Origin of the sequence: Pseudomonas sp. TR47 (assembly GCF_044143025.1) — a bacterium.
Taxonomy (GTDB): Bacteria; Pseudomonadota; Gammaproteobacteria; order Pseudomonadales; family Pseudomonadaceae; genus Aquipseudomonas; species Aquipseudomonas putida_E.
In genome coordinates this window covers 1-1,659 of sequence record NZ_JBHFCS010000064.1, presented here as the reverse complement: position 1 = coordinate 1,659, position 1,659 = coordinate 1, and the positions used below count along the sequence as shown (strand labels likewise).

The following is a 1,659-nucleotide window of genomic DNA, read 5'->3' as shown; positions in this document are numbered from 1 at the left end:
GTAGCGAACATGCCGGCGTAAATCAGCCAACGGATAAAGTGATCACTGAGCAGCTCAGCCTCCCTTTCCAGTTCGGCTGTTAAAAAAACAACACCGTTGTTTGAAAGCACCAGCAAATCAAGTGCTCACTCTTCTATTTTACAGTACCTGGCAACAGCACTTTGCGGTGCAGTCGATCAGATATCCGGAAGGTTGATCGTAAGCTTCAGCCTAGCGCTCTTCGAATTTAATGTCGTCGAGCTTCGGCCCAACCATTCCCCCGACCTACTCTTCCCTCCCCTAGAGACCCTAGCAGTCACTTGAATCGCGGCTGTCTGCGATAAGGTGTTGCTGGTAACTATTGCATCAGCGCCTGAAAACTCCACCTCGGCCGGCAGACTTGAGACCTTAAGTCGTATGGTAGCGAGAGGTACCTTGGAGCCCGATAGCGTCTGTACGAAAACGAACACACTGTCATCCAAAGCGACCTTTTCGAAAATTTCCGGGGAAATGTCCACCCGTACCTTGAGCGGTGTTGGTGGCAAGCCAGCAACATGGTTAATCGTCAAATTGTTGTTTTTTTCATCCGCTGAAAGACCGTTTCTTGCCTTTCCAATGGCCTGTACTAAAGCAGCGTGTGACGGATGGTCGGAACCCATCTCTGCTAATGCGTGATGCCAATATTTTAAAGCATCTTGGTAACGATGCTCTTCAAACGCAGCCAGACCTATGAGACTCAAGCTCTGGAGCTCACCCGGATTTCCATTTAAAGCTTCATCTGTCAGCGCCTTGATTGGCGGAGACCACATTTTGTTGTTAGAGAAATACAATGCTTTAGCCCACTCGCCTAATAACTCCGGTCGGCGACCGGCCAGTGACACCGTTCGTTCGAACATTCTAGCGGCATCGTCGGGCCTCCCTTGAGCCATGTAGTTTTGGGCCAGGTTATAAGCGTTCTCAGCTGACTCCGGTTGGGCGTTAACCGCGCGTTCCAGACGGTCGTTCATTTGCGCGAGTGAACCGGGAGGCTGGGCGAACTCACGAACCAGCTCGACTTTGTCGCTGGCGCCAAAATGCAGGTACAGCGCGAGCCCCAGCGCCGGTATCAAGAAAGCCACGAATACTGGTAGCGGCTTGCCTGTAGTCGAAAAACGTTCGAGGCCAGCTCCTTCGGTGTCCGCCAGCAATTCGCGGTCCGCCTCAGAGCGGGCACTGTTTTTTTGCGCAGGAGACATCACTCCGTCCCCTTGCTGAAGCTGTAGCTCCGCCAGGCGTTCCTGATACAGCGCCACGTAAAAAGCGGTGCGATCTTCTTCGCTTTGGGCACGACGTACAAACAACACAGGGATTAGCACGAAACTGAGGGCAACCAGCAACAGCAGGCCGACCCATAGCCAGAAATCAATCATTAGATTCTTTACCCAATAGGAGGAGGAGCCGTTGACGCTCTTGGTCAGAAAACACCTCAACATCATCGCCATGCCGACCACGATGACGTGCAACGATCAAGTAAATCACCCACACACCGCCCAACAACAAACCGCCAGGCCCAAACCAGAGCAACCAGGTGTGGCTGTTCAGCTCAGGTTTGTAGCGCACGAATTCGCCATAGCGATCGACCATGAAGTCGATGATCTGCTGATTACTCTGACCTTCATCGAGCATGCGAAAGATCTCTTT

At 52.3% G+C, this 1,659-nt stretch carries 2 protein-coding genes; both read right to left on the bottom strand.

Annotation, left to right across the window (positions count from 1 at the left end; translation table 11 throughout):
- Positions 1–176: 176 nt before the first annotated feature.
- Positions 177–1,388 (bottom strand): c-type cytochrome biogenesis protein CcmI, encoded by a 1,212-nt coding sequence (gene ccmI, locus ACEWE8_RS26005; protein ID WP_012080656.1) that lies wholly within the window; start codon positions 1,386–1,388, stop codon positions 177–179.
- Positions 1,381–1,659 (bottom strand): cytochrome c-type biogenesis protein (locus tag ACEWE8_RS26000; protein ID WP_323616469.1); only part of this gene is annotated, 279 nt, incomplete at its 5' end. The genes ACEWE8_RS26000 and ccmI, both read right to left, overlap by 8 nt.